The following is a 24,884-nucleotide window of genomic DNA, read 5'->3' as shown; positions in this document are numbered from 1 at the left end:
CCCACCGTGCAGATCCTGCCGTACGGCTCGTGGCCGTCGCCGGTCGACGCGGCGCTCGCCGCATCCCATGACGGGTTCCCCGAGTACGTCGGCTTCGTCGGCGACGAGGCCTGGTGGACCGAGCCGCGCCCCGCCGAGGGCGGCCGCCGCGCCCTGGTGCGGCGGCACGCCGACGGCCGCACGGAGCCGGTGCTGCCCGCGCCGTGGAACGTGCGCAGCCGGGTCATCGAGTACGGCGGACGGCCCTGGGCCGGCGTGCTGCTCCAGGGCCGGCCGCTCGTGGTGTTCACGCACTTCGCCGACCAGCGGCTGTACGTGTACGAAGGCGGCGGCGAGCCGCGCCCGCTCACCCCGCAGGGCCCGCGCTGGGCCGAGCCGCAGATCCTGCCCGACCGCGGTGAGGTGTGGTGCGTGCTGGAGGAGTCCACCGGCCCGGCGCCCACCGACGTACGGCGCGTCCTGGCCGCCGTACCGCTGGACGGGTCGGCCGCCGAGGACCGGGGCGCGGTGCGCGAACTCACCGGCGAACGGCACCGGTTCGTCACGGGGCCGCGGCTCGCGCCGGACGGGCGGAAGGTGGCTTGGCTGGCCTGGGACCATCCACGGATGCCGTGGGACGGCACCGAGCTGCTGGTCGCCGACGTCGGCGCGGACGGCACCTTCGGCGAGCCGCGGGTCGTCGCGGGCGGTGCGGAGGAGTCCGTCGCGCAGGCCGACTGGTCGGCGGACGGACGGCTGCTGTACGCGAGCGACCGCACCGGCTGGTGGAACCTCTACCGTGACGGCGAGCCGCTGTGCCCACGCGAGGAGGAGTTCGGCGGGCCGCTGTGGAAGCTCGGGCAGCGCTGGTTCTCGCCGCTGGACAGCGGACTCATCGCCGTACTGCACGGGCGCGGGCCCGCCGTTCTCGGCATACTCGACCCCGAGACCGGCGAGCTGGCCGACGCCGTCGGCCCGTGGACCGAGTACGCCGCCACCCTCGCCGCGCACGGCGACCGGGTCCTCGCCGTCGGCGCGAGCCCGCGGACCGGAGGCGAGGTCGTCGAGCTGGACACCTGCACCGGGCGGGCCCGGGTGGTCGGCGCCGCCCATCAGGACGCCGTCGACCCCGCCTACTGCCCCGAGCCGCGGGCGCGGACCTTCACCGGCCCCGGTGGACGCGAGATCCACGCCCACGTGTACCCGCCCCGCCACCCGCACTGCGCGGCACCCGACGGTGAACTGCCGCCGTACGTCGTGTGGGCGCACGGCGGCCCCACCGGCCGGTCCCCGCTCGTGCTGGACCTGGAGATCGCCTACTTCACCTCCCGCGGCATCGGCGTGGCCGAGGTCAACTACGGCGGCTCCACCGGGTACGGGCGCGCCTACCGCGAGCGGCTGCGGGGACAGTGGGGCGTGGTCGACGTCGAGGACTGCGCGGCCGTCGCGCTGGCCCTCGCCGACGAGGGCACCGCCGACCGGGCCCGGCTGGCGATCCGGGGCGGCAGCGCCGGCGGCTGGACCGCGGCCGCCTCCCTGGCCACGACGGACGTCTACGCCTGCGGCACGATCATCTACCCGGTGCTCGACCTCGTCGGCTGGGCCTGCGGCGGCACCCACGACTTCGAGTCCCGCTACCTCGACTCCCTGATCGGGCCGTTCAGCCCGGAACGCTACGCCGAGCGTTCGCCGCTGACCCACGCCGACCGGATCACCGTGCCCTTCCTGCTGCTCCAAGGGCTCGACGACGTGATCTGCCCGCCCGAGCAGTGCGAACGCTTCCTCGCCCGCATCGAGGGCCGGCGGCTGCCGCACGCCTACATCGCGTTCGAAGGGGAGGGCCACGGCTTCCGGCGGGCCGAGACCATGGTCCACGCCCTGGAGGCGGAACTGTCCCTGTACGCCCAGGTGTTCGGGCTGGCGGTGGCCGATGTGCCGCGGCTGGAGCTGGCCAAGTGAAGCCGCTGCTGCGGCCCCGCCGCCTCACCCCCGGCGCCCGCGTGGCCGTCGTGGCCCCGAGCGGGCCCGTGCCGGAGGAGCGGTTGCAGGCCGGGCTCGACGTGCTGCGCGGCTGGGACCTGGACCCGGTCGTCGCACCCCATGTGCTCGACCGGCACGGCGACTTCGACTACCTCGCCGGGACCGACGCCGACCGGGCCGCCGACCTCCAGGCCGCCTGGTGCGATCCGGCCGTCGACGCCGTGCTGTGCGCGCGGGGCGGCTACGGGGCTCAGCGCATCGCCGACCTGCTCGACTGGGACGCGATGGCGGCCGCCGGGCCGAAGGTGTTCGTCGGCTTCAGCGACATCACGGCGCTGCACGAGGCGTTCGCGACCCGGCTCGGCCTGGTCACCCTGCACGGTCCGATGGCCGCCGGGATCGACTTCGTCAAGAACGCCCGCGCCCAGGAGCACCTCCGGGCCACCCTGTTCGCCCCGGAAACGGCCCGCACGATCACCTCCGGCGGCGCCGCCCTGGTGGCCGGGCGGGCGCGGGGCGTGCTGCTGGGCGGTTGCCTGTCCTTGCTCGCCGCCGAACTGGGCACCCCGCACGCCCGGCCGTCCGCGCGGGGCGGGCTGCTGTGCCTGGAGGACGTCGGAGAGGAGCCCTACCGGCTGGACCGCTGCCTCACCCAACTCCTGCGCTCCGGCTGGCTGGACGGCGTGCGCGCAGTGCTGCTCGGCTCGTGGGAGCGGTGCGGCCCCTACGAGCGGGTGCGGGCGTTGCTCACGGACCGGCTCGGCGGGCTCGGCGTGCCCGTCGCCGAGGAGTTCGGGTTCGGGCACGGGCCGGGAGCGCTCACGATCCCGTTCGGTGTCCCGGCGGAACTCGACACGGCCGCGGGCACGTTGACCCTGGACGAGCCGGCGCTCAGCTGACCGGGGCCGCGCCGACCCGGGGGTGCCGCTGCCGGGCACCCTGGCGACGACGCGCACGGGTGCCGGTCGCGTCGTACAGTGTTCGAATGCCGCACACCGCATCCCGCTGGCTCGCCGAGGGGCCTCGCGTGGGCATACGCCACTTCGCCTACGACGACGGCCCCGAGTTCGCCGCACGGGCCCGGCAGAGCAAGGACCTGCACCACCCGTGGCTGTTCCCGCCGGACAGCGCCGACGCCTACACCGCGTACGCGTCCCGGCTGATCGAGGACCCGGCCAAAGCGGGGTTCCTGGTCTGCGAGAAGGACGGCGGGGACATCGCCGGCTTCATCAACATCAACAACATCGTCGAGGGCGCCTTCCTCAGCGGAGCCCTCGGCTACGGCGCCTTCGCCCACGCGGCCGGACGCGGGCTGATGAAGGAGGGCCTCGGCCTCGTCGTCGGCCACGCCTTCGGCCCGATGCGGCTGCACCGGCTGGAGATCAACGTCCAGCCGGGCAACGCCGCCTCCATCGGCCTCGCCCGCGCCTGCGGCTTCCGGCTCGAGGGGTTCTCACCGAAGATGCTCTTCATCGACGGGGCGTGGCGCGATCACGAGCGCTGGGCGATCACCGCCGAGATGCGGGCTTGTAGTTGATCTTCATGGTGTCGAGGTCGGTGACCGTCGACTTCAGCTCGCCGAAACCGTACCCGTGAGAGCGCAGCACGGTCGCCGCACGGTCCTCCGCGATCGCCGCGGCCATCTCCTCGCCGTCCCCGGCGTCCGACACCACCACGAACCGCATCGAGAAGTGCTTCAGCGGCCGCGGCTCGTAGCTCAGCGTGCCCTCCTCGGTGAACCGCATGCTCGCCAGCCCGTGATCGGCGGCCTCGGCGAGCAGCCGCTCCCGGGCCGCGTCGCTCAGCCCGTCCCAGGTGCCCCGGACGATCACCCGGTAGGTGTGCTGCTCACTCATGTAACGCTCGTACTCCTTCGTGACCGCGGTCGAAGAGCCGACTGTACGGGCGCGCTCGCCGCCCCGCCCACCGAATAAATGCGGCGGCTTTGCGCAACCCTGACCCGCTGCGGCCCTGGCCGGATCACCCGGCAACCGCTTCCATGGTCGTCGTGACGACGATCCGACGTGAGGTACTGACCCTGCCCGCCGCGGACCTCGGTCCGGACAACCCGCTGCCCGCGCTGCGGCCCCTGGACGAGATGCACCACATCGACGACCGGGACAAGGCGGACCTGCCGCGCGACATGGCCCGGCAGATCGGCTACGCCCCGCTGACCAGCCTGCTGCCCGTGCGGGTGCGCGACTGCTACGGCCGCGACCGCGTACCGCGCCCCCTCGACACGCTCGTCATCGAGAACGACCGGCTGCGCGCCACCGTCCTGCCCGGGCTCGGCGGCCGGATCGTCTCCCTGCTGCACAAGCCGACCCGGCGCGAACTCCTCTACCGCAACCCGGTGCTGCAGCCCGCCAACTTCGCCCTCAACGGCGCCTGGTACTCCGGCGGCATCGAATGGAACATCGGCGCCACCGGTCACACGACCCTGTCCTGCGCACCCCTGCACGCCGCCCGCGTGCCCGGCCCCGACGGCACCGACATGCTGCGGCTGTGGGAGTGGGAGCGGCTGCGCGACCTGCCCTTCCAGGTCGACCTGTGGCTGCCGGACGGCTCCGACTTCCTCTACGTCGGCGTCCGGGTCCGCAACCCGCACGAGCGGCCCGTGCCCGCCTACTGGTGGTCCAACATCGCCGTCCCCGAGGAGTGCCGCGTCCTCGCCCCGGCGAGCGAGGCCTACCACTTCGGCTACGAGCGCCGGCTGCGCCGGGTCCCCGTCCCGGCGTACGACGGCGCCGACCGCACCTACCCGCTCGGCAGCCCGTACGCCGCCGACTACTTCTACGATGTTCCCGCGCGGCGCCGCCCCTGGATCGCCACGCTGGACGAGAACGGCCACGGGCTGGTGCAGACCTCCACCGACGGGCTGCGCGGCCGCAAGCTGTTCGTGTGGGGGCACCTGCCCGGCGGCCGCCGCTGGCAGCAGTGGCTCACCGAACCCGGCACCGGCGGCTACTGCGAGATCCAGGCCGGCCTCGCCCGCACCCAGCTGGAGCACGTGCGCCTGGAGGAACACAGCGAGGTCACCTGGCTCGAGGCGTACGGCCCGCTCGACGCCGACCCCGAGGGGGGGTGGGACGCCGTCGTCGGCCGGGCCGAGGCCCGGCTCGAGGCCGTACTGCCGGCGGCCGACGTCGACGCCGCCCACTCCGCGTGGCTGCCGCACGCCGACACCGAACCCACCGAGACGCTCGCCGCCGGCTCCGGCTGGGGCGCGCTGGAGGTCCTGCGCGGCGGCTTCGAACTGCCCGGCACCCCGTTCCCGGAGGCCACCCTCGGGGCGCAGCAGGAGCCGTGGCTGGCGCTGCTGCGCACCGGCGCGCTGCCCGGACCGAGCGGCGAGCGGCCGCCCGGCGAGAGCCTCGTCGCCCCGCACTGGCGGGACATGCTGGAGACCGCGCCGGCCCGGCCGCACACCGAGTACCACCTCGGCGTCGCCCAGTGGCACGCCGGTGACCGCGCCCAGGCCGTGCGCAGCTGGGAACGGGCCCTGCCGCTCGCTGTCCCGCGGTGGCCGCTGCTGCGCTGCCTCGCCGTCGCCGACCGCGAGGGCGGCCACGCGGAACGGGCGGCCGAACGGTACGCCGAGGCCTTCGACGACCTGTGCCGGGAGCCGCACGGCGACGGCCCCGAGTGGGCGGCCGTCACCGCCGCGCTCGGCCGCGAGGCCATCGAGGCGCTGCTCGCCGCCGGGCGTACCGAGGCGGCGAGAGCCGTATGGGAGCGGCTGCTCCCCGAGATGCGGGAACGCGGCCGGTTCCGGCTGATCGAGGCGGCCCTGCTGCTCGCCGAGGGCAGGACGAGCGAGGCGCGGGCCGTGTTCGACGCGGGCTTCGAGGTGGCCGACCTCAGGGAGGGGGACGAGGTGATCGGGCGGCTGTGGGCCCGGCTCACCGACGAGCCCCTCCCGGAGCGGTACGACTTCCGGATGCGGCCGTCGTGAGAGGGCCCGGCCGACGGCCGCGCCGATCGCGGGCGACGGTTGCCGGGTCACGGGCGGCGCCGTGAGCGCGGGCTACGGCGGCCGGGTCACGGGCGGCGGCGGTCCACGTACTCGTACACGGCCCCGTCCGGATGGCGGGCGATCAGATTGCGGCCCACCGGCGTCGGCACCGGGCCGGCCACGATCTCCGCGCCCAGCCCCGTCAGCACGGTGTGCGCCTCGTCCACGTCGGCGACCGCGAGCGTCGCCGCCACCTTGCGCAGCACCTCGATCTCCGCGGCCGGGCCACTCATCAGCAGGAAGCAGCCGATCGCGGCGACCTGGACGCCGCCCCGCTCGAAACGGAGGGCTCTGCCGCCCGCGAGCCGCTCGTAGAAGGGGATGGCGGAGTCGAGGTCGTCGACGCAGACACGGAGTGTGGCACCCTGGATCTCCATACGGCAAAGCCTAGTTGGGGCCGCGCGGCACCGTTGATCGTTTCACCCGATCCCCGCGGCCGGGGGCCGGCTGCACGCCGTTACGGCCCTGTGGCGCCGGGTGCCCGCACGCGTGGGCAACGGCTCTGCAACCGGCCCGGTGGTGCGGGGAACTGCGCAACCGGCCACGCATCATCTGCGCCTGGGGACAGGACGGAACCCCCGACGGGGGGCCGCCGCTGCGCGCGGCTCGCCGTCGGGGGAGGACGCCGAGCCGCGCGTGCCGGTACGTGCGTCAGGTCGCGTGCCGGTACGAGCATCAGGTCAGCTGCGGCAGCACCTTCGTGCGGTAGAAGTCGAAGAAGCCGCGCATGTCCGGGCCGATCTGGTTGACGTACACGACGTCGAAGCCCGCGTCGGCGAACTGGCGCAGCTCGGCGACGTGCTCGTCCACGTCGTCGCCGCACACCCGGTTCTCGCGCACCATGTCCTCGGTGACGAGCTGCTGGGCCTGCTCGAAATGCCTGGGGGAGGGGAGCACCTGGCTGAGTTCGCCGGGCAGCTGCTCGTTCGCCCACAGACGGTGGACCGTGCGGACCGCGGCGTCCTTGTCGGTGTCGTAGCAGACCTTGGTGCCGCCGCTGACGAGCTTCGCTCCGCCGCCGCCCTTGCGGTACTGCTCCACCATCGAGGCGTCCGGGGCGACCGTGATGTAGCCGTCCCCCACACGGGAGGCCAGCTTGACGGCGGCCGGGCCGAAGCCGGAGATGTCGATCGGGACGGGCTCGTCGGGGACCGTGTACAGGCGGGCGTTCTCCACGGTGTAGTGCGTGCCGTGGTGGTTGACCTCCTCGCCGGTGAACAGGCGGCGCATCACCTGGATGGCCTCCTCCAGCATCTCCAGCCGTACGTGGGCCGGGGGCCAGGAGCCGCCGACGACGTGCTCGTTGAGGGCCTCACCGGTGCCGACGCCGAGCCGGAAGCGGCCGTTCGTCATGACCGCGCTGGTCGCGGCGGCCTGTGCGACGACGGCGGGGTGGATGCGGACGGTGGGACAGGTCACCGCCGTCTCGATGGGCAGCGACACGGCCTCCGAGAGGGCGCCGATCACCGACCACACGAACGGGCTCTGGCCCTGCGCGTCGTTCCACGGGTGGTAGTGGTCCGAGATCCACAGTGCCTGGAAACCGGCCTGCTCGGCCATCCGGGCCTGCTCGATCAGCTCCGCGGGCCCGTACTGCTCGCAGGAGAGGAAGTAGCCGTACTGGGGCATGGGCGGCGCCTCCGGGGATGGGACGGGGTGGGCGGTCGGGGCGGCGAGTACCCAGGGCTCCGCCGGTGGAACGGGGGGGTGGGTGCGTGTACGGGGGGTGTTTGCCCGCCCGCCCGTCTCGGTTGCGCGGGAGGTGCCGTCGCGGGGCTTCGCCCCGGACCCCGTGGGGTGTTTGCCCACCCGCCCGCCCGTCTCGGTTGCGCAGGAGGTGCCGTCGCGGGGCTTCGCCCCGGACCCCGGGGGTGTTTGCCCGCCCGCCCGTCTCGGTTGCGCAAGAGGCGCCGCTACGGGGCTCCGCCCCGGACCCCGTCGCGGGGCTTCGCCCCTGCACCCCAGCGGGGCTTCGCCCCTGCACCCCGGCGCAGGCCGCCCTCTTGCGCACTGGCGGGGGCTTCGCCCCTGCGCCCCGGCGGGGGCCGCCCCCTGCGCCCTTGTACCCCGGCGGGGGCCGTCCCCCCTGCGCCCCGGCCGGGGGCCCCTGCGCCCCGGCGGGGCCGTCCCCCCGCCCCGGAGGGCGCTCCGCCCCCGGCGTCGGGCATCCCGCCAACCCCCCCGCGGGTCACGTTTGGCGTACCCCCGGAGGGAAACGCGGTGGGGCGGGCCGTTGTGATGGACGTGGAGGGCAGGGACGTCGTGGGTCGACCCCGGGTGGTGATTGTCGGAGGGGGGTTCGCCGGGTTCCGGGCCGCTCGGGTGCTGGCGCGGATGGCCCGGGGGCGGGCCGAGATCACTCTGGTGAACCCGACCGACTACTTCCTGTACCTGCCGCTGCTGCCCCAGGTCGCCGCCGGGATCCTCGAGGCGCGCCGGGTGACCGTGTCGCTGACCGGGGCGCTGCGGGGTGTGCGGCTGGTGCTGGGGGAGGTCGGGCGGGTCGATCTCGACGCGCGGACCGTGCACTGGACCGGGCCCGAGGGCGACACGGGTTCCCTGCCGTACGACCGGCTGGTGCTGGCCGCCGGAAGCGTCAACAAGCTGTTGCCCATCCCGGGCATCGCCGAGCACGCGCACGGCTTCCGGGGGCTGCCCGAGGCGCTCTATCTGCGTGATCACGTGATCCGGCAGGTCGAGCTGGCCGCCGGCGGCGACGATCCCGCCGCCTGCGCCGCCCGCTGCACCTTCGTGGTCGTCGGCGCCGGATACACCGGCACCGAGGTCGCCGCGCAGGGGCAGCTGTTCACGGACGCGCTGGTGCGCGACCACCCCCTGCGCGACGGCATGCGCCCGCGGTGGCTGCTGCTCGACGTCGCCGATCGCGTCCTGCCCGAGCTGGACGAGCGGCTGTCGCGCACCGCCGACCGCGTGCTGCGCGAGCGGGGTGTCGACGTGCGGATGGGGACCTCCGTCAAGGAGGCCACCGAGCGGGGCGTCCTGCTCACCGACGGCGAGTTCGTGGCCACCAGGACCCTGGTGTGGTGCGTCGGCGTCCGGCCCGATCCGCTCGCCGAGTCGCTGGGGCTGCCGCTGGAGCGCGGACGGCTCCTGGTCGAGCCCACCCTCCGGGTGCCGGGGCGGCCCGAGGTCTTCGCCTGTGGTGACGCCGCCGCCGTACCGGATCTGGACGAGCCGGGGTCGTACACCCCGATGACGGCGCAGCACGCGTGGCGGCAGGGGAAGGTCGCCGCGCAGAACGTGGCCGCCTCGCTGACCGGTGGCGCGCTGCGGTCCTACCGGCACCGGGACCTGGGGTTCGTCGTCGACCTCGGCGGCGCGCAGGCCTCCGCCAACCCGCTGGGCGTCCCGCTGTCCGGGCCGCTCGCGGGCCTGGTCACCCGCGGCTACCACCTCGCGGCGATGCCCGGCAACCGGGTGCGTGTCGCCGCGGACTGGCTGCTCGACGCCGTACTGCCGCGCCAAGGCGTCCAGTTGGGACTCGTGCGGTCCTGGGCGGTGCCGCTGGACACGGCCTCACCGGAATTGGCCCGGACACCCGGGGCACCCGGGCGGCAGGAGCCCGCGCCGGCCCGGCGGCCCGGGCCCGACGCCCTCGACGCGGACCACCCCGCTCCCGGGCCGGTCAAGCGCACCGGCGCGACGGGCAGCGACCAGACCGGCAGTGACACCCGCAGTGATGACACCCGCACCGACGCAACCGATTCCGACGCTCAAGGAGACTCATGAACACCGGTGAACTCGTCGAACTCGGTCAGCAGTTGCGCGTGGACAGCGTGCGCGCGGCCGCCGCCGCGGGGTCCGGGCACCCGACGTCCTCGATGTCCGCGGCCGATCTGATGGCCGTCCTGCTCGCGAACCACCTGCGCTACGACTTCGAGAGGCCCGACCACCCCGGCAACGACCGGTTCGTGCTCTCCAAGGGCCACGCCTCGCCGCTGCTGTACGCCGCGTACAAGGCGGCCGGGGCGATCGACGACGAGGAACTGCTCACCTTCCGCAAGCTCGGCAGCCGGCTCGAGGGGCATCCGACCCCGCAGCAGCTGCCCTGGGTGGAGACCGCCACCGGTTCGCTCGGGCAGGGCCTGCCCGTCGGGGTCGGCATCGCCCTGTCCGGCAAGCGGCTCGAGCACGACGGCTACCGCGTGTGGGTGCTCACCGGCGACAGCGAACTCGCCGAGGGCTCGGTGTGGGAGGCCGCCGAGCACGCCGGGCACGAGCACCTCGACAATCTCGTCACCATCGTCGACGTCAACCGGCTCGGGCAGCGCGGACCCACCCGGCACGGCCACGACCTCGACGCCTACGCCCGCCGCTTCCGGGCCTTCGGCTGGCACACCATCGAGATCGACGGCCACGACGTGGACGCCGTCGACCGCGCCTACGGCGAGGCCCTGTCCACCGCCGGGCAGCCCACCGCGATCATCGCCCGCACCCTCAAGGGCAAGGGCGTCGAGGGCGTCCAGGACCGGGAGGGGCTGCACGGCAAGCCGCTGCCGGAGGCCGAGGAGGCCATCGAACAGCTCGGCGGGGTGCGTGACCTGCGGGTGCAGGTGCACGAGCCGCCGACCGTCACCGTGGTGCGTTCCGCGACCACCTCGCCCTATGAGCTGCCCCGCTGGGACAAGGGCGAGGAGGCCGCCACGCGGGACGCCTACGGCAAGGCCCTCGCCGCCCTCGGACACGGGCGCGGCGACGTCGTCGCGCTCGACGGAGAGGTCGGCGACTCCACGCGGGCGGAGCTCTTCGGTAAGGAGCACCCCGAGCGGTACATCGAGTGCTACATCGCCGAGCAGCAGATGGTCGCCGCCGCCGTCGGCGTCGCCGCGCGCGGCTGGGTGCCGTACGCCGCGACCTTCGCCGCCTTCCTCACCCGCGCGCACGACTTCGTGCGCATGGCCGCCATCAGCGGCTCCGGCATCAATCTCGTCGGCTCGCACGCCGGGGTGGCCATCGGGCAGGACGGGCCCTCCCAGATGGGCGTGGAGGACCTGGCGATGATGCGGTCCGTGCACGGCTCCACCGTCCTCTACCCCTGCGACGCCAACCAGACGGCGAAGCTGGTCGCCGCCATGGCGGAGCTGGACGGCGTCCGTTATCTGCGCACCTCGCGCGGCAAGAGCCCGGTGCTGTACGGGCCCGAGGAGGAGTTCCCGGTCGGCGGGAGCAAGGTGCTGCGCTCCTCCGGCCGCGACCGGCTGACGATCGTCGCGGCCGGGGTCACCGTGCCCGAGGCGCTGGCCGCCGCGGACGCGCTGGCCGCGCAGGACATCGCCGTGCGGGTGATCGATCTGTACTCGGTCAAGCCCGTCGACGCCGAGACGCTGCGGCGGGCCGGCGAGGAGACCGGCTGCCTGCTCACCGTCGAGGACCACCACCCCGAGGGCGGGCTCGGCGACGCCGTTGCGGAGGCGTTCTCCGACGGGCGTCCGGTGCCTCGGCTGGTCCGGCTCGGGGTGCGGAACATGCCGGGCTCGGCCACGCCCGAGGAGCAGCTGCGCGCCGCCGGCATCGACGCCGAGTCCATCGCGGCGGCCGGACGGCTGCTGGTCGGGGAGGCGGTCGTGCGGTGAGCGACCGCGACGGCACACGGACGGTGCGGGCCGGGCGCCGCAGCGTGCCGGTGCACCGGCCCGGCAAGGTCCTCTTCCCGGGCGGGCCCGGAGCCAAGGAGTACACCAAGGGCGATCTCGTCGACTACTACCGTTCCGTCGCCGCGTTCATGCTGCCGCATCTGCGCGGCCGGCCGCTGATGCTCGAGCGGCATCCCGACGGGATCGAGGGGCCCCGGTTCATGCAGAAGAACACCCCGGAGCACTATCCGCAGTGGATCACCCGCGTCGAGCTGGCCAAGGAGGACGGCACGGTGTGCCACACCGTGTGCGACGACACCTCCACCCTCGTCTACCTCGCTGACCAGGCCTGTCTCACCTTTCACCGCTGGCTCTCCCGCACCGGCGGTGTCGACGTGCCCGACCGGATGGTCTTCGACCTCGACCCCTTCGGTGACGACTTCGAGGCCGTCCGGGACGCCGCCCGGTGGCTGCGCGGCCTGCTCGACGAGCTGCGCCTGCCGTCGGCCCCGATGACCACCGGATCGAGAGGGGTCCACGTCGTCGTGCCGCTGGCCGGCCATCAGGACTTCGACACCGTACGGCAGTTCGCGCGCGACGTGGCCGAGCTGCTCGCCGCCGGGCACCCCGAGCGGCTCACCACCGCCGCCCGCAAGAAGGACCGCGGCGACCGGCTCTACCTGGACATCCAGCGCAACGCCTACGCGCAGACCGCCGTCGCCCCGTTCACCGTGCGGGCCCTGCCCGGCGCGCCCGTCGCCGTCCCGCTCACCTGGGACCAGCTGGACGATCCCGGCGTCGACGCCCGCCGCTGGACCCTCGCCGACGCCGTCGAGCAGGCCCGTACCAACCCGTGGGCCGGGCTGCCGGCCCGCGGCCGTGCCCTCGGGCCCGCCCGCCGCAGGCTCGACGCGCTGCGCGGCTGACCGGCCACCCTGTGCGAGCGGAACCGGCCGCGCCGCTTGCGCCTGCCACCGTGAAGGTTTGGCCATGGAACGAGCGGCCACACGGAGGAGAGAGGTGGCCATGGCGAACACAAAGAACACGCGAGATTCGCAGAATTCACCGAACGAACCCGAAGAGCGGGAGCCCGCGGAGGAACGGGAACCCGCACAGGAGCGGAAGACCGCCCAGTCGCGGCTCAGGCCGATGGAGGTGCTCCGCAACGCACGGGCCCAGCTCGCCGAGCTGACCGGTATGAACCCCGAGTCCGTGTCGTCCTTCGAGCAGACGGAGGACGGCTGGGCACTGGAGGTGGAAGTCCTCGAACTCGCCCGGGTCCCCGACACGATGAGCCTGATGGCGAGCTACGAGGTGGAGCTGGACCCCGAGGGTCAGCTCACCGGTTACCGGAAGGTCCGTCGTTACGAGCGCGGCCGGTCCGACGCCCGCGGCCGGTAGCGGGCCGCTCTCGACGACCGAACACACACGATCACGACAGAAGGAGGCACGGTCGGCATGACCGTTGTCCCGGCACAGCAGTCCGGCGGCGGAGGCGGCAGCAGCGGCCTCTACGACGTTCTCGAGCTCGTCCTCGACAGGGGGCTGGTCATCGACGCGTTCGTGCGGGTTTCCCTCGTCGGCATCGAGATCCTGAAGATCGACGTACGGGTCGTGGTGGCCAGCGTCGACACCTATCTGCGCTTCGCCGAGGCGTGCAACCGGCTCGACCTGGAGGCCGGGCCGCGCAAGGACCCCGGCCTGCCCGACCTGGTCGGCGAGATCACCGAGTCCGGTGCGCGCGGCAAGTCCAAGGGCGCCCTGTCCGGTGCCGCGCAGACCATCTCGGACGCGTTCAAGGAAGCACGCGGCGAGGGTGAGACCGAGCAGCGGCGGCCCCGCAAGAGCTCGTCCGCCCGCCGTAAGGAGGAGCAGGAGTGAGCACGTACGTCTACGGGATCACGGCGAGTTCCCACCCGAAGCTCCCCGAGGGGATGGACGGGGTCGGCGAGCCCGCGCGTCCCGTCCGCATCCTCAGGGCGGGTGAGCTGGCGGCCGTCGTCAGCGACGCCCCCGAGGGGCTGCGCCCCAAGCGGCGCGACCTGCTCGCCCACCAGAACGTGCTCGGCGAGGCAGGCGCGGCCGGCTGTGTGCTGCCCATGCGGTTCGGCAGCGTCGCCCCCGACGACGACACCGTCACCTCGGTGCTCACCGAGCGGGCCGACCACTACAAGGAACGCCTGCGCGCCCTCGACAACCGCGTGGAGTACAACATCAAGGCCAACCACGTGGAAGAGGCGGTCCTGCACCGGGTGATGTCCGAAAGCCCGGAGATCCGCACCCTGGCCGAGGCCAACCGGCGTGCGGGCGGCGGGAGTTACGACGACAAGCTGCGCCTCGGCGAGATGGTCGCCGCCGCCGTGAAGGCCAAGGAGGCCGAGGACGGCACGGTCCTGCAGCGGCTGCTGGAGCCGAACGCCGACGCGGTCAGCGCGGGCCCGGAGTCCACCGGCTGGCTGGCCAACACGTCGTTCCTGGTGAACAAGGACAGCGCCGAGCAGTTCCTGGCCGCGGTCGAGCAGGCCCGCAAGGACCTGCCGCAGCTGGAGATCCGCGTCAACGGACCGCTGCCGCCCTACAGCTTCGTCGACCCGGGCCCGGCCGAGCACACGGCCACCCTGGCCGGCAGTGCGGACACCGAAGAGGGGTGAGGACATGGGCCTGCTCGGCGAGGTGCTGCTGCTGCCGTTCGCCCCGGCGCGCGGCAGCGCGTGGGTGATCAGACAGGTGCTCCAGGAGGCCGAGCGGATCTACTACGACCCGGCCACCGTCCGGACCGAACTGGCCCGTCTGGAGGAGCGGCTGGAGGCCGGAGAGATCAGCGAGGAGGAGTTCGACCGCCAGGAGGACGAGCTTCTCGACCGGCTGGAGACTGCGACGCGCGCGAGCGCGGGAACAGGTGAGTGGACAGCGCAATGAACCGAGTGGGACTGGGCCTCGCGGTAGGGGCCGGATACGTCCTCGGACGTACCAAGAAAGCGAAACTGGCGATCGCCGTCGGCAGCATGGTCGCCGGCAAGCGGATGAACCTCAGCCCGCGCATGGTCGCCGACCTGGTGAACCAGCAGCTGAAGAACAATCCCCAGATCAAGGAGATCGGGGACCAGCTGCGCGGGGACCTGCGCGGCGTCGGCAAGGCCGCCTCCGGCGCCCTCGTCGAGCGGCAGATCGGCGCCCTCGCCGACCGGCTGCACTCCCGTACGGCGGATCTGCGCGGGCAGGTCTCCGGCGGCTCTTCCCGCGGTGAGCGGGACGACGAGGACGAGGAGCCGGAGGACCGGGACGAGGAGCCGGAGGACCGGGAGGAGGAGCCCGAGGACGAGGCCGAGGACCGGGACGACGAGCGCGACGAGGACCGGGACGAGGACGACGACGACCGGGACGAGGACGACGGCGACGCCGCTTCTCAGGGGTCGCGCGGCGAGCGCCGGGCCCCGGCGAAGAAGACGGCGGGTTCGGCCCAGAAGGCGAAGAAGGCGGCCAAGAAGGCTCCGGCCAAGAAGGCCGCCCCCGCCAAGAAGGCCGCCAAGAAGGCGCCGGGCTCCGGCGCCGCCAAGAAGACCGCCTCGGCCCGCAGGTCGGCGGGGAAGTCCGCCGGTGGGGGCGGGCAGCAGAAGGGAGGCGGTGAGCGATGACCGACACCCTGGGATCGGCCGGCTCCGCGGCGCGGGGCGCGGCAGGCGCAGCCAAGGGCGCCACGGACAAGAATCCGCTCGCCGACCTGGCGCACAGCGAGGCCGCCGACCGGCTCAAGTCCGAACTGCAGGACTACCTCGCCGCGCAGGCGACCCGGATGCTCAGCGGCGTCGGGCGCAAGCTCGGTGAGACCACCGTGAAACTGAACGACATCGCCGAGGGCAACAGCCCGGGCTTCGCCAAGCTGGCCCTGGACGGCGGGCGCAAGCTCGCCGAGGGCAAGGGCCCGCTGCGCACCGCCCTGGAACTCGGCACCTCCCGAGCCAAGGACAGCGTGATGGACAAGCTGAAGGGCCTCGGCGGCGGTGGCAAGAAGGGCGGCAAGGGACGCGCCGGCAACAAGCCGACCGTGATCATCGAGCACATCGACGTCGGTGTGCCGCTGCGCACCGCCTACGACCAGTGGACGCGCTACCAGGACTTCAGCACCTTCGCCAAGGGCGTCAAGAGCGCGAGCCGCGCCGACGACACCCATTCCGACTGGCAGGCCAAGGTGTTCTGGTCCAGCCGCAGCTGGAAGGCGACCACCACCGAGCAGGTACCGGACTACCGCATCGCCTGGACGTCGGAGGGCGCCAAGGGCACCACGAAGGGCGCGGTCACCTTCCACCGGCTCGCGGACAACCTCACCCGTGTCCTGCTGGTGATCGAGTACTACCCCTCCGGTCTGTTCGAGAAGACCGGCAACATCTGGCGCGCCCAGGGCCGCCGGGCCCGGCTCGACCTGAAGAACTACGCCCGCTTCATCACCCTCAAGGGAGAGGCGGACGAGGGCTGGCGCGGCGAGATCCAGGACGGCGAGGTCGTCCGCAGCCACGAGGAGGCCCTGGAGGCCGAGCAGGCGGAAGGCGAGGAGGGGGAAGGCGAGGAGACGGACGGCGGCGAGGCCGAGGACGAGTACGACGACGAGGACACCGACGAGGACGAGGACGAGCAGGCCCCCGAGAACGCCGACCGGCAAGCCTCCGAGGACGAGGACGAGGAGGAGGACGAGGACGAGGAGCCGTACGACGAGGAGGAGGGCGAGTACGAGGACGAGCCCGAGGAGGGCTACGAGGACGAGGGCGCCGGGGACGCCGATGACGAGTACGAGGAAGAGGAGGAGGACGAGGACGAGTACTCCGGGAGCCGGCGATGACCACCCCCAGCCCCATGTCCGGCCGCATGCCCGAGCCCTACGGGGGCGGCAGCGGAGCCAACCTCGCCGACATCCTCGAGCGTGTCCTGGACAAGGGCATCGTCATCGCGGGTGACATCCGTATCAACCTGCTCGACATCGAACTGCTCACCATCAAGCTGCGGCTCATCGTCGCCTCGGTGGACAAGGCCAAGGAGATGGGCATCGACTGGTGGGAGACCGATCCGGCGCTGTCCAGCCGTGCCCGCCGCGACGAACTCACCCGCGAGAACGCCGAGCTGCGGGCCCGGCTGGCGGAGCTGGAGCCCGGACACGGCCAGGAGGAGGCCCCATGACCGGACTGCGGTACGTCTACGCCGTCTGCCGCCCGTTCAGCGCGCCCCTCCAGGCGCAGCTGACGGGGGTGGGCGGCGCGCCGCCCCGGCATCTGACCCACCACGGGCTGGTGGCCGTCTACAGCGAGGTCCCGGCGCGGGACTTCGCCGAGGAGCCGCTGCGGGCGCACCTGGAGGACCTCGACTGGGTGACCGCGACCGCCCGCGCCCATCAGGGCGTGATCGACGCGCTGACCGTCGTCACCACGCCGCTGCCGCTGCGCCTGGGCACCGTCTTCCACGACGACAGCGGGGTGCGCACCATGATGGAGGCCCGCGAGCGGGACTTCCGGCGCACCCTGGACCGGCTCCAGGACAAGGTCGAATGGGGCGTGAAGGTGTACGCGGAGGCCCAGGGCGAGGAGGCGCAGCGCGGGACCCCGTCACCGCAGGCCTCCTCCGGGGCGGCGCCGGCCGCGTCGGGGCGGGACTATCTGCGCCGGCGCAGCATGCGCGCCAGGGAGAACGAGGACATGTGGCAGAAGGCCGAGGAATTCGCCACGCGGCTGCACGAGTCCCTTTCCGCGCACGCCGTCGATTCCCGGGTGCACGCGCCGCAGAACCCGGCGCTTTCCGGCGCGGCCGGACGCAATGTGCTCAATGCCGCCTATCTGGTGCCGCGGGCGGCCTCGGAGGAATTCGTGGAACTCGTGGACCGGACGAAGGACGACGTCCCGGGAATGCGGGTGGAACTCACGGGTCCGTGGGCCGCCTACTCGTTCGTGGAGACGCCGCGGCCGGTGGGGGAGGGATCCGGGTGACCGTCGTCGAACGCCGTGAGATCGCGCTCGTGGACCTGCTGGACCGGCTGCTGGCCGGCGGAGTGGTGATCACGGGGGACATCACCCTGCGCATCGCCGACGTCGATCTGGTGCGCATCGACCTCAACGCCCTGATCAGCTCGGTGAACGCGCAGGTGCCGTCGCCGTTCGACCCCCTGGTCCCCGCGCGCAAGGAGGTGCCGTGACAGACCGCCGCATGGACCTCGATCCCGACACGGTGGAGCGGGACCTGGTCAAGCTCGTCCTGACGGTGGTGGAGCTGCTGCGTCAGCTCATGGAGCGCCAGGCCGTGCGCCGCTTCGACGAGGGCGGCCTGACCGAGGAGCAGGAGGAGCGCATCGGGCTGACCCTGATGCTGCTGGAGGACCGCATGGCGGAACTGCGAGACCGCTACGGGCTGCGGCCCGAGGACCTCAATCTGGACCTCGGGCCGCTCGGACCGCTGCTTCCCCGGGAATGAGGACTTCCCCGGGAATGCGTCCCGGGGAAGTCCCCTGACTCCCGGGGAAAGCCCCTGGGAGTCACCTGTACGGTTGTGTCACCACCGGCGGTGGTTCTGTCACCACCTGTACCAACGGCCCCTGCCGCCTGCCGCACTTGTGCTCCGCAGCAGGAATCCCAGAAGCCATACCACCAGGACCGCCAACGCGATCCACCACAGGACCTTCACTGCGAATCCGAGACCGAAAAGCACGATCGCGAGAAGCAGTACCAGCAGGATGGGAACCATAGTCTGAACCTCCTGCTTTCCGGGTTTCCCGAAAAGAGGGATTCAGACTTCCTTCCGGCACAGAATTTCGCCGTGCAGCACCGCGAACCAGCCGTCCTCGTGCCCACCCCATTCCCGCCAGGCCGCCGCCACGGCGGCCAGTTCCTCCTCGGTGGCGTGCCCGCCGGCGACGGCCAGCCCGGCGAACGCGGAGGCCGTCGTGCGCTCGGCCCACAGACCGCTCCACCACTCCCGCTCCTCGGGCGTGGCGTACGTCCAGGTGCTGGAGGTCGCTGTGACGTCGGTCAGGCCGGCCGCGCGCGCCCACGCCGTCAGCCGGCGGCCGGCGTCCGGCTCGCCGCCGTTCGCGCGGGCGACCCGGCGGTACAGCGCCAGCCAGTCGTCCAGCCCGGGCACGTGCGGGTACCAGGTCATCGCCGCGTAGTCCGCGTCACGGACCGCGATGAAGCCGCCGGGCCGCGTGACCCGCTTCATCTCGCGCAGCGCCTGCACCGGGTCGCTGACGTGCTGCAGCACCTGGTGGGCGTGGACCACGCAGAAGGTGTCGTCCGGGAAGCCGAGGGCGTGCACGTCGGCGGTGGCGAAGGCGACGTTCGTCAGACCCCGCCCGGCGGCCTCGGCCCGCGCCTGCTCCAGGACGCCCGCCGCCCGGTCCACGCCGGTGACGTGCCCGTCCGGGACGAGTGCGGCCAGGTCGGCGGTGATGGTGCCCGGACCGCAGCCGATGTCCAGGATCCTCATGTGCGGCTTCAGCGCGCCGAGCAGGTAACCGGCCGAGTTGGCGGCGGTACGCCAGGTGTGCGATCGCAGCACCGACGCGTGGTGCCCGTGCGTGTAGACGGCCGTCTCCTGCGCTTCCGGCATGGCTGTGCCCTCCTCGTCGAGCCCGGCCGGATGCCCCGGCCGGTGCTCGACACGGTACGCGCGTCGGCCGCATGATGAGATGCGCGTTTTGACATGTGGACTGACGGCTCGTCAGCTCCCGGCCCCGGGCCGGTAGACGGTCAGCGCCTGCGGCAGCTTCTCCACCGTCACCTCGCCCCGCACCTCGGCCACTTCACCGTCGTACGCGAGCAGCGTGCCCGGGGCGACGCCGGCCAGCCGCAGCCGGGGCACCTGCACCGCGGCGTGCGCGGGGGAGCGGGTGAGCGGGCCCGCGACGGCTGCGGCCAGCAGCCGCAGGGCGGGGTGGCGCCCACCGTGCACGACCCGCACGTCCAGCTGCCCGTCCGCCAGGTCCAGGCGGCGGCCCGGGGTGAGGCCCATGCGGTGGTAGGTGCCGTTGCCGACGAACAGCAGCCACAGCGGGTGCGGCCGGCCGCCCAGTTCCGCCTCCAGCGGATGCCGGTCCGCGCGCAGCACCCGCAGCGCCGCCAGCACCCCGGCCGGCCAGCCGCCGACGCGATGCGCCCAGCGGTCCCGCTCCCGCACCAGCTCCGGATACACGCCGAGACTGAGCGTGTTGACGAAGATGCCGCGCCGCTCGCCGGAGGTGAACCGGCCCACGTCCACGCGCACCGCCTCGCCCCGCGTCAGCGCTCCGGCGAGATCACGGACGTCCTCCAGGCCCAGATCGAGGGCGAAGTGGTTCAGCGTGCCGCCCGGCAGCACCGCCAGCGGCAGCCCGCGGCGCAGGGCGACCTCGGCGGCCGTGTTGACCGTGCCGTCACCGCCGCACACGCCGAGCACGACGGCCCGCTCCGCCGCCTTCTCCAGCTCCGCGGGCACGTCCTGCGGCGCGCATTCCACGACCTCCGCGGCCGGCAGCGCGTCCCGCAGCGCCCGCACCCGGTCGGCGGTGCCCGCCGCGGTGTTCGCCACCAGCACCAGACCCCGCCCGTCCGGCAGCGCCGGGGCGTCCGCGCGCGGCCGGGCCGGCGCCGCCGGCTGGGCCCGGGTGGGCGCCAGGCCGCGTACGGCGAAGGCGGCGCCCGCGCCGAGCGCCGCGCCCGCCAGGACGTCGCTCGGGAAGTGCACGCCGGTGTAGACCCGGGACATCGCCACCGAGAACGCCACCGGCGCCACGGCCGCGCCCCAGGCCGGGGACTCCAGCGCCAGCCCGGTGGCGAACGCGGCCGCCGACGCCGCGTGGCCCGACGGGAACGACGTCGTGATCGGCTGCCGCTTCAGCTGCCGAACCAGCGGCACCGGGTCCAGCACCGGCCGTTCGCGGCGCACCGAGCGCTTGCCGAGGGTGTTGACGGTCAGCGAGGCCAGCGCGAGCGAGGCCACCCCGCGGGCGGCGGCCCGGCGGCCCCGGGGGGTGCGGCTCGCCGCGATGGCGGCCGCCGTCGCGAACCAGAGCAGACCGTGGTTGGCGCTGCGGCTCAGCCGGGGCAGCACCGGCTCGGCGGCCGGCCAGTTCCGCTCGGCGGCGAACTCGAAGAGACGGCGGTCCAGGGCGAACAGCTTCTGCCGCAGACGAGGGCCCCCGGAGCGGGGCGCGGTGAGGTCGAGATCGGGACTCATACCCTGGCAGGTACCCTGAAGTGGCCGTTTGCCGACCGGGGGGGCCACACCGCACGGAGACCGCCGCATGCGTCTGCTGCTCGTCCGCCACGCCGAGACCCCCTCCAACGTGCGGCATCTGCTGGACACGGGCGTGCCCGGACCCGCTCTGACGGCCCTCGGTGAACAGCAGGCCGCCGCGCTGCCCGAGGCGCTGGCGGACGAGGACATCACGGCGCTCTACGCCTCCACCTTGATCCGCACCCAGCTCACCGCCGCCCCGCTGGCCGCCGCCCGCGGCCTCGAGGTGCGCGTCCGTGACGGCATCCGGGAGGTCACCGCCGGCGACCTGGAGATGCTGCCCGGTGACAGTGCCCAGGGCGAGCTGTACATGAAGACCGTGTTCGCCTGGGCGGCCGGGGACACCGCACTGCGCCTGCCCGGCGGCGAGAGCGGCGACGAGGTGCTGGAGCGCTACGACGCGGTGGTCGCCGAGGCCGCGGCGACCGGCGCCGGGACGGCCGCCCTGGTCAGCCACGGTGCGGTGATCCGCATGTGGACCGCCGTCCGCGCCGCGAACGTCGACGTCCCCTTCGCCGCCGCGCACCCCCTGCGCAACACCGGCGTGGTCGTGCTGGAGGGCACCCCGTCCACCGGTTGGACGGCTCTGACGTGGGCGGACGAGACGGTGGTGCCGCCGGGCGAGGCGGGGCCGACGGGAGAACCCGTCCCGGACGCCGAATGACGGGTGTCCGCCGGGCCCGCCGCCGGCCCCGCGTTTAAGAGTTTGCCGCCGTTCCTCACCGCACCGGAGAATGCCTGCCCATGGGACATCTGGAAGCCGCGCACCTGGAGTACTACCTCCCCGACGGGAGGGCCCTGCTCGGCGACGTGTCCTTCCGGGTCGGCGAAGGCGCCGTCGTCGCGCTCGTCGGCCCGAACGGCGCCGGCAAGACCACGCTGCTCAGGCTGATCTCCGGTGAGCTGAAACCGCACGGCGGGACTGTCACCGTCAGCGGCGGGCTCGGCGTGATGCGGCAGTTCGTCGGGTCCGTACGGGACGACACGACCGTACGCGACCTGCTGGTCTCCGTCGCGTCGCCCCGGATTCGCGAGGCCGCGGCCGCCGTCGACGCCGCCGAGCACGCCCTGCTCACCGTCGACGACGAGGCCGCCCAGATGCGGTACGCCCAGGCCCTGTCCGACTGGGCGGAGGCGCGCGGCTACGAGGCGGAGACGCTGTGGGACATGTGCACCACGGCCGCGCTCGGCGTGCCCTACGAGAAGGCGCAGTGGCGGCAGGCGCGCACGCTGTCCGGCGGTGAGCAGAAGCGGCTGGTGCTGGAGGCGCTGCTGCGCGGCACCGACGAGGTGCTGCTGCTCGACGAACCGGACAACTACCTCGACGTGCCCGGCAAACGCTGGCTGGAGGAACGGCTGCGGGAGACGCGCAAGACCGTGCTCTTCGTCTCCCACGACCGCGAACTGCTCTCCCGCGCCGCCGAGAAGATCGTCTCGGTGGAGCCCGGGCCGGCCGGTGCCGACGCCTGGGTGCACGGCGGTGGCTTCGCCACGTACCACGAGGCCCGCCGGGAACGCTTCGCCCGCTTCGAGGAGTTGCGCCGCCGCTGGGACGAGAAGCACGCCCAGCTGAAGAAGCTGGTGCTGAACCTGCGTCAGGCCGCCGCCGTCAGCCATGAGATGGCCTCCCGGTACGCCGCAGCCCAGACCCGGCTGCGCAAGTTCGAGGAGGCCGGACCGCCGCCCGAGCCGCCCCGCGAACAGGACATCACCATGCGCCTCAAGGGCGGCCGCACCGGCGTGCGCGCCGTCACCTGCGAGGGCCTCGAACTCACCGGCCTGATGAAACCGTTCGACCTGGAGGTCTTCTACGGCGAGCGGGTCGCCGTCCTCGGCTCCAACGGCTCCGGCAAGTCGCACTTCCTGCGCCTGCTCGCCGGTGAGGACGTGGCCCACACGGGTCGCTGGAAGCTGGGTGCGCGGGTCGTGCCCGGGCACTTCGCGCAGACCCACGCCCACCCGGAGCTGGTGGGCCGCCCCCTGCTGGACATCCTGTGGACGGAGCACTCCCAGGACCGGGGCGCCGCGATGTCCCGGCTGCGCCGCTACGAGCTCACCCAGCAGGCCGAGCAGTCCTTCGACCGCCTCTCCGGCGGCCAGCAGGCCCGCTTCCAGATCCTGCTGCTGGAACTCGCCGGTGCCACCGCCCTGCTCCTGGACGAGCCGACGGACAACCTCGACCTGGAGTCCGCCGAGGCGCTCCAGGAGGGCCTGGAGGCGTTCGAGGGCACGGTCCTCGCCGTCACCCACGACCGCTGGTTCGCCCGCTCCTTCGACCGCTACCTGGTCTTCGGCACGGACGGCCACGTCCGCGAGACCCCGGAGCCGGTGTGGGACGAGCGACGGGTGGAGCGAGCGCGCTAGCCGGAACGCGAGGCGCGGGCGGCGGGTCCGCCGCCCGTGAACGACGGGTGGGGCGGGTCCGCCGGCGGTGAACGACGGATGGGATGGGTCCGCCGGCCGTGAACGACCGGTGGGGCGGCCCCGCAGGCCGTGAGCGCCGGACGGGGCGGGTCCGACCGGGCCCGCCCCCTCCTGGTGTGTGCGGTCAGCTCCAGCGCAGCAGGGCTCCGAGGCCGCCCGCCGGGGTGTCGTCGGTGTGTTCCGGCAGGGCCGGGGTGACCGAGATGGCCGGGGCGCCCGTCGTCACCACGGAGCGCAGCAGGGCGTCGTCGGCCCGCGCCGACCACGAGTGCTGCTCGCCGAGCGTCTTCAGCTCCGCGCGGCGCACCGCCACCTGGTCCGGATCCTCGCCGATCCACACCTCGCGGTGCGTGTCCGGGCCGTCGGGCCGGATCAGCAGCTCGTCGATGCGGTGCTCACGGGCCGCCTCCACCAGCGCCGGCACACCTTCCGCGGCGGCCGTGCGGCCCTCGCCGCCGGGTGTGCGGGCGGCCAGGAAGCGGTCCAGGTCCTCCCGCGCCCGTCGCCGTACATGCTCGGCGCGCGCCCGCTCCACCTCCTCGTCGAGCAGCCGGCTGCCGCTGCCGTGGTCGGCCTCCACCACACAGCCGTGCAGCCGCTGCGGCAGCCGCTCGCGCACGGCCCGCCGCTCGCGCGCGTCACCCACCAGGATCAGCAGATCGGCGCGGGACTCCTCCTGGCACACCGCGAGCGCGTCGGCGATCTCCGCCGCGTTGTGCTCCCAGGTGTTCTCCACTCGCAACTGGAAATGGCGCTCCGACCAGTCGACGGAGCTGGTGCGGTGCACCGGCCACTGCCGCCCGCCGACCGAGCCGGCTCCCTGGCTGCCCAGACCGGAGCGCAGCTCGAAATCCGCGCCCTTGCGGTCGACGTACGCCACCACACACACCGGATCCTCTCCGGCGAGCTCCAGCAGCGGCGACACCCGCGGCAGCGGGGCCCACTGCGCCGAGCTGCCCCGGACCGGCGTCCGGGCCAGCGGCGGATCCAGCACCACCTCGCCGTCCCGGGCGAACAACGCGCGCCCGTGGGGATCACTCGCATGGCGCAACTCGTCCACGGCCTCGCGCACCGCCCGGCAGGTCGCCTCGTCCGCTCCTTGCCCGGCCAGCTCCCGCGCCACCGCCTGCGCCGTCAGTTCCCGCTCGTGCGCCGTGTCCTCCGCATGGCGTGAGAGGTCGACGTACACGGAGGCCCAGGGGCCGGACTGTTCATAGAGTGGATGCAGAAAGGCGAGATCCATGGCTCCCTCCCGTGACGCGCTCGGGGGTAGTGCTCACCGGGCGGGTACCCGGACCGCAGACACGAACACGACCGACCGGACGGGACCACCATGAGCGGAGTCGACCCAGAGCGACTGGACGACCAGCAGCTGATGAGGGAGCTGGAGACGATCCACCGCACGCGTCACGACACCCTGCTGTACGGCTCCAACGACGCGCTGCGCGCCCACAACGAACGCATGGCGCAGCTCGAGGGCGAGTACCTGCGCCGCAATCCGAGCCGTCCCGTCGCGGCCGGCCGCACCCGGGAAGGCGCCCGGGAACGCGGAAGCGGGGAGTCGGCGACTCCCCGCTCCTGACCTGCCGCCGCCGGCCGCTCACCGGCCACCCTGGCCGGCCGCCACTCGGACGGCCGGCCGG

At 73.5% G+C, this 24,884-nt stretch carries 27 protein-coding genes; 20 read left to right on the top strand and 7 right to left on the bottom strand.

Features of this window, described 5'->3' with window-relative positions; all coding sequences use genetic code 11:
• Positions 1-6 precede the first annotated feature (6 nt).
• From AB0E88_RS10785 to AB0E88_RS10775, 3 genes are all read left to right on the top strand, one after another.
• The gene (locus AB0E88_RS10785; protein ID WP_361627272.1) at positions 7-1,938 is read left to right on the top strand and encodes an LpqB family beta-propeller domain-containing protein; all 1,932 of its coding nucleotides are present in this window, start codon (positions 7-9) and stop codon (positions 1,936-1,938) included.
• Positions 1,935-2,858, top strand: a complete 924-nt coding sequence (locus AB0E88_RS10780; RefSeq protein ID WP_361627269.1) for an LD-carboxypeptidase — start codon at positions 1,935-1,937, stop codon at positions 2,856-2,858. The genes AB0E88_RS10785 and AB0E88_RS10780 overlap by 4 nt, the downstream gene beginning before the upstream one ends.
• A gap of 86 nt (positions 2,859-2,944) precedes the next feature.
• Positions 2,945-3,496 carry a GNAT family protein gene (locus tag AB0E88_RS10775; RefSeq protein ID WP_361627266.1) on the top strand — a complete coding sequence of 184 codons (552 nt, stop codon included), beginning with the start codon at positions 2,945-2,947 and terminating at the stop codon, positions 3,494-3,496.
• On the opposite strand, the gene AB0E88_RS10770 is transcribed toward AB0E88_RS10775, so the two are convergent.
• Positions 3,468-3,815: a DUF6204 family protein gene (locus AB0E88_RS10770; RefSeq protein ID WP_361627263.1), complete on the bottom strand. Its 348-nt coding sequence runs from the start codon at positions 3,813-3,815 to the stop codon at positions 3,468-3,470. The genes AB0E88_RS10775 and AB0E88_RS10770 overlap by 29 nt on opposite strands.
• Before the next feature lie 143 nt (positions 3,816-3,958).
• On the opposite strand from AB0E88_RS10770, the gene AB0E88_RS10765 reads away from it, so the two are divergent.
• Positions 3,959-5,914 (top strand): DUF5107 domain-containing protein, encoded by a 1,956-nt coding sequence (locus tag AB0E88_RS10765; protein ID WP_361627260.1) that lies wholly within the window; start codon positions 3,959-3,961, stop codon positions 5,912-5,914.
• 86 nt (positions 5,915-6,000) lie between these two features.
• Here AB0E88_RS10765 and AB0E88_RS10760 read toward each other — a convergent pair whose 3' ends face one another.
• Both AB0E88_RS10760 and AB0E88_RS10755 read right to left on the bottom strand, forming a co-directional pair.
• Positions 6,001-6,351, bottom strand: a complete 351-nt coding sequence (locus tag AB0E88_RS10760) for a VOC family protein (RefSeq protein WP_361627257.1) — start codon at positions 6,349-6,351, stop codon at positions 6,001-6,003.
• A 298-nt stretch (positions 6,352-6,649) separates the two neighbouring features.
• A complete protein-coding gene (locus AB0E88_RS10755; RefSeq protein WP_361627254.1) occupies positions 6,650-7,603 on the bottom strand; it encodes an LLM class F420-dependent oxidoreductase in 954 nt (317 codons plus the stop codon).
• A 609-nt stretch (positions 7,604-8,212) separates the two neighbouring features.
• Here AB0E88_RS10755 and AB0E88_RS10750 point away from each other — a divergent pair.
• From AB0E88_RS10750 to AB0E88_RS10690, 13 genes are all read left to right on the top strand, one after another.
• The gene (locus AB0E88_RS10750) at positions 8,213-9,724 is read left to right on the top strand and encodes an NAD(P)/FAD-dependent oxidoreductase (protein WP_361627413.1); all 1,512 of its coding nucleotides are present in this window, start codon (positions 8,213-8,215) and stop codon (positions 9,722-9,724) included.
• The gene (locus AB0E88_RS10745; RefSeq protein ID WP_361627251.1) at positions 9,721-11,568 is read left to right on the top strand and encodes a transketolase; all 1,848 of its coding nucleotides are present in this window, start codon (positions 9,721-9,723) and stop codon (positions 11,566-11,568) included. The genes AB0E88_RS10750 and AB0E88_RS10745 overlap by 4 nt, the downstream gene beginning before the upstream one ends.
• On the top strand, positions 11,565-12,494 hold the full coding sequence (gene ligD, locus AB0E88_RS10740; protein ID WP_361627248.1) for a non-homologous end-joining DNA ligase: 930 nt from the start codon (positions 11,565-11,567) through the stop codon (positions 12,492-12,494). The genes AB0E88_RS10745 and ligD overlap by 4 nt, the downstream gene beginning before the upstream one ends.
• Before the next feature lie 100 nt (positions 12,495-12,594).
• Positions 12,595-12,969 (top strand): gas vesicle protein, encoded by a 375-nt coding sequence (locus tag AB0E88_RS10735; protein WP_361627246.1) that lies wholly within the window; start codon positions 12,595-12,597, stop codon positions 12,967-12,969.
• Positions 12,970-13,026: 57 nt separating this feature from the next.
• A complete protein-coding gene (locus AB0E88_RS10730; RefSeq protein WP_361627243.1) occupies positions 13,027-13,449 on the top strand; it encodes a gas vesicle structural protein GvpA in 423 nt (140 codons plus the stop codon).
• Positions 13,446-14,219, top strand: coding sequence for a GvpL/GvpF family gas vesicle protein (locus tag AB0E88_RS10725; protein WP_361627240.1), 774 nt, complete (start codon positions 13,446-13,448; stop codon positions 14,217-14,219). Before AB0E88_RS10730 ends, AB0E88_RS10725 begins: the two co-directional genes overlap by 4 nt.
• A gap of 4 nt (positions 14,220-14,223) precedes the next feature.
• Positions 14,224-14,487 carry a gas vesicle protein GvpG gene (locus AB0E88_RS10720; RefSeq protein ID WP_361627237.1) on the top strand — a complete coding sequence of 88 codons (264 nt, stop codon included), beginning with the start codon at positions 14,224-14,226 and terminating at the stop codon, positions 14,485-14,487.
• Positions 14,484-15,203: a DNA primase gene (locus AB0E88_RS10715; protein ID WP_361627234.1), complete on the top strand. Its 720-nt coding sequence runs from the start codon at positions 14,484-14,486 to the stop codon at positions 15,201-15,203. Before AB0E88_RS10720 ends, AB0E88_RS10715 begins: the two co-directional genes overlap by 4 nt.
• Positions 15,200-16,402: an SRPBCC family protein gene (locus AB0E88_RS10710; protein WP_361627231.1), complete on the top strand. Its 1,203-nt coding sequence runs from the start codon at positions 15,200-15,202 to the stop codon at positions 16,400-16,402. The genes AB0E88_RS10715 and AB0E88_RS10710 overlap by 4 nt, the downstream gene beginning before the upstream one ends.
• On the top strand, positions 16,399-16,737 hold the full coding sequence (locus AB0E88_RS10705; protein WP_361627228.1) for a gas vesicle protein: 339 nt from the start codon (positions 16,399-16,401) through the stop codon (positions 16,735-16,737). Before AB0E88_RS10710 ends, AB0E88_RS10705 begins: the two co-directional genes overlap by 4 nt.
• Positions 16,734-17,537, top strand: a complete 804-nt coding sequence (locus tag AB0E88_RS10700) for a GvpL/GvpF family gas vesicle protein (RefSeq protein WP_361627225.1) — start codon at positions 16,734-16,736, stop codon at positions 17,535-17,537. Before AB0E88_RS10705 ends, AB0E88_RS10700 begins: the two co-directional genes overlap by 4 nt.
• Positions 17,534-17,743 (top strand): gas vesicle protein, encoded by a 210-nt coding sequence (locus AB0E88_RS10695; protein ID WP_361627222.1) that lies wholly within the window; start codon positions 17,534-17,536, stop codon positions 17,741-17,743. Before AB0E88_RS10700 ends, AB0E88_RS10695 begins: the two co-directional genes overlap by 4 nt.
• Complete coding sequence (locus AB0E88_RS10690; RefSeq protein WP_361627219.1) at positions 17,740-18,018, top strand: gas vesicle protein K; 279 nt, start codon at positions 17,740-17,742, stop codon at positions 18,016-18,018. The genes AB0E88_RS10695 and AB0E88_RS10690 overlap by 4 nt, the downstream gene beginning before the upstream one ends.
• Positions 18,019-18,117: 99 nt before the next feature.
• Here the strand turns inward: AB0E88_RS10690 and AB0E88_RS10685 are convergent, their stop codons facing one another.
• The 3 genes from AB0E88_RS10685 to AB0E88_RS10675 form a co-directional block, all read right to left on the bottom strand.
• On the bottom strand, positions 18,118-18,288 hold the full coding sequence (locus tag AB0E88_RS10685; protein ID WP_361627216.1) for a hydrophobic protein: 171 nt from the start codon (positions 18,286-18,288) through the stop codon (positions 18,118-18,120).
• A gap of 42 nt (positions 18,289-18,330) precedes the next feature.
• The gene (locus tag AB0E88_RS10680) at positions 18,331-19,152 is read right to left on the bottom strand and encodes a methyltransferase domain-containing protein (protein WP_361627213.1); all 822 of its coding nucleotides are present in this window, start codon (positions 19,150-19,152) and stop codon (positions 18,331-18,333) included.
• Between the two features lie 111 nt (positions 19,153-19,263).
• On the bottom strand, positions 19,264-20,757 hold the full coding sequence (locus tag AB0E88_RS10675) for a phosphatase PAP2 family protein (RefSeq protein WP_361627210.1): 1,494 nt from the start codon (positions 20,755-20,757) through the stop codon (positions 19,264-19,266).
• Between the two features lie 67 nt (positions 20,758-20,824).
• Between AB0E88_RS10675 and AB0E88_RS10670 the strand changes: the two genes are divergently transcribed.
• Together AB0E88_RS10670 and AB0E88_RS10665 are read left to right on the top strand one after the other, a co-directional pair.
• Positions 20,825-21,481, top strand: a complete 657-nt coding sequence (locus AB0E88_RS10670) for a histidine phosphatase family protein (RefSeq protein ID WP_361627207.1) — start codon at positions 20,825-20,827, stop codon at positions 21,479-21,481.
• Positions 21,482-21,561: 80 nt separating this feature from the next.
• Positions 21,562-23,181 carry an ATP-binding cassette domain-containing protein gene (locus AB0E88_RS10665; protein WP_361627204.1) on the top strand — a complete coding sequence of 540 codons (1,620 nt, stop codon included), beginning with the start codon at positions 21,562-21,564 and terminating at the stop codon, positions 23,179-23,181.
• Between the two features lie 184 nt (positions 23,182-23,365).
• On the opposite strand, the gene AB0E88_RS10660 is transcribed toward AB0E88_RS10665, so the two are convergent.
• Positions 23,366-24,484, bottom strand: a complete 1,119-nt coding sequence (locus AB0E88_RS10660; protein WP_361627201.1) for a Vms1/Ankzf1 family peptidyl-tRNA hydrolase — start codon at positions 24,482-24,484, stop codon at positions 23,366-23,368.
• A 90-nt stretch (positions 24,485-24,574) separates the two neighbouring features.
• On the opposite strand from AB0E88_RS10660, the gene AB0E88_RS10655 reads away from it, so the two are divergent.
• Positions 24,575-24,823, top strand: coding sequence for a DUF6158 family protein (locus AB0E88_RS10655; protein ID WP_361627198.1), 249 nt, complete (start codon positions 24,575-24,577; stop codon positions 24,821-24,823).
• Positions 24,824-24,884 lie beyond the last annotated feature (61 nt).

The organism is Streptomyces sp. NPDC028635 (assembly GCF_040637635.1).
Lineage (GTDB): Bacteria > Actinomycetota > Actinomycetes > Streptomycetales > Streptomycetaceae > Streptomyces.
The sequence above is the reverse complement of the archived record's forward strand: the minus strand, read 5'-3'. Positions and strand labels throughout refer to the sequence as shown.

Bases quoted from the DNA above. Each gene is read 5' to 3' on its own strand.
- AB0E88_RS10775 (WP_361627266.1), top strand. From the start codon at position 2,945: ATGCCGCACACCGCATCCCGCTGGCTCGCCGAGGGGCCTCGCGTGGGC.
- AB0E88_RS10770 (WP_361627263.1), bottom strand. From the start codon at position 3,815: ATGAGTGAGCAGCACACCTACCGGGTGATCGTCCGGGGCACCTGGGAC.
- AB0E88_RS10765 (WP_361627260.1), top strand. From the start codon at position 3,959: ATGGTCGTCGTGACGACGATCCGACGTGAGGTACTGACCCTGCCCGCC.
- AB0E88_RS10760 (WP_361627257.1), bottom strand. From the start codon at position 6,351: ATGGAGATCCAGGGTGCCACACTCCGTGTCTGCGTCGACGACCTCGAC.
- AB0E88_RS10755 (WP_361627254.1), bottom strand. From the start codon at position 7,603: ATGCCCCAGTACGGCTACTTCCTCTCCTGCGAGCAGTACGGGCCCGCG.
- AB0E88_RS10750 (WP_361627413.1), top strand. From the start codon at position 8,213: ATGGACGTGGAGGGCAGGGACGTCGTGGGTCGACCCCGGGTGGTGATT.
- AB0E88_RS10745 (WP_361627251.1), top strand. From the start codon at position 9,721: ATGAACACCGGTGAACTCGTCGAACTCGGTCAGCAGTTGCGCGTGGAC.
- AB0E88_RS10735 (WP_361627246.1), top strand. From the start codon at position 12,595: ATGGCGAACACAAAGAACACGCGAGATTCGCAGAATTCACCGAACGAA.
- AB0E88_RS10730 (WP_361627243.1), top strand. From the start codon at position 13,027: ATGACCGTTGTCCCGGCACAGCAGTCCGGCGGCGGAGGCGGCAGCAGC.
- AB0E88_RS10720 (WP_361627237.1), top strand. From the start codon at position 14,224: ATGGGCCTGCTCGGCGAGGTGCTGCTGCTGCCGTTCGCCCCGGCGCGC.
- AB0E88_RS10715 (WP_361627234.1), top strand. From the start codon at position 14,484: ATGAACCGAGTGGGACTGGGCCTCGCGGTAGGGGCCGGATACGTCCTC.
- AB0E88_RS10710 (WP_361627231.1), top strand. From the start codon at position 15,200: ATGACCGACACCCTGGGATCGGCCGGCTCCGCGGCGCGGGGCGCGGCA.
- AB0E88_RS10705 (WP_361627228.1), top strand. From the start codon at position 16,399: ATGACCACCCCCAGCCCCATGTCCGGCCGCATGCCCGAGCCCTACGGG.
- AB0E88_RS10700 (WP_361627225.1), top strand. From the start codon at position 16,734: ATGACCGGACTGCGGTACGTCTACGCCGTCTGCCGCCCGTTCAGCGCG.
- AB0E88_RS10685 (WP_361627216.1), bottom strand. From the start codon at position 18,288: ATGGTTCCCATCCTGCTGGTACTGCTTCTCGCGATCGTGCTTTTCGGT.
- AB0E88_RS10680 (WP_361627213.1), bottom strand. From the start codon at position 19,152: ATGCCGGAAGCGCAGGAGACGGCCGTCTACACGCACGGGCACCACGCG.
- AB0E88_RS10675 (WP_361627210.1), bottom strand. From the start codon at position 20,757: ATGAGTCCCGATCTCGACCTCACCGCGCCCCGCTCCGGGGGCCCTCGT.
- AB0E88_RS10670 (WP_361627207.1), top strand. From the start codon at position 20,825: ATGCGTCTGCTGCTCGTCCGCCACGCCGAGACCCCCTCCAACGTGCGG.
- AB0E88_RS10665 (WP_361627204.1), top strand. From the start codon at position 21,562: ATGGGACATCTGGAAGCCGCGCACCTGGAGTACTACCTCCCCGACGGG.
- AB0E88_RS10660 (WP_361627201.1), bottom strand. From the start codon at position 24,484: ATGGATCTCGCCTTTCTGCATCCACTCTATGAACAGTCCGGCCCCTGG.
- AB0E88_RS10655 (WP_361627198.1), top strand. From the start codon at position 24,575: ATGAGCGGAGTCGACCCAGAGCGACTGGACGACCAGCAGCTGATGAGG.